Raw genomic sequence first — 361 nt, 5'->3', positions numbered from 1 at the left:
TCCATCCTTCATAACCGTTGGCCACGGCCACCAGTTTGATTTCGCTGGCGCTGCCACTTTGACCCGCCAGCCACAGGCCGGTGCGGGCTCCCGCAGTAGCACTCAGGCTGTACTGCACGCTGCCTGCGCCATCAGTACCATACACCGGGGCATTAAACAGACCGCTAATGGCGCTGCTGCTGATGTCGATTGCATCAAACCCGCCGCTTTCATCCAGAGTTGCACCAGCACTGACTGCCGCCTTGGCCGAGGCACTCGGGCCATCGTCCTTGAAGGCGATATCCAGCCCGTTCGCACTGGTCGCCGTGGTGCTGTCACCATCACGGTCAGTGACAGTCTGTACCACCTTGATGGCCGCCGC

At 61.2% G+C, this 361-nt stretch carries 1 protein-coding gene; it reads right to left on the bottom strand.

Translation table 11 applies throughout. The features are described 5' to 3' along the window. Nucleotides 1-361: DUF5801 repeats-in-toxin domain-containing protein (locus tag AAHA41_RS22585; protein ID WP_323071728.1), on the bottom strand; the 361-nt coding region annotated here is incomplete at both ends.

The organism is Aeromonas sp. SER (genome assembly GCF_038739615.1).
GTDB lineage: Bacteria > Pseudomonadota > Gammaproteobacteria > Enterobacterales > Aeromonadaceae > Aeromonas > Aeromonas jandaei.
Note: the sequence above shows the minus strand (reverse complement) of the source record. Positions and strands in the feature narration are given on the sequence as shown.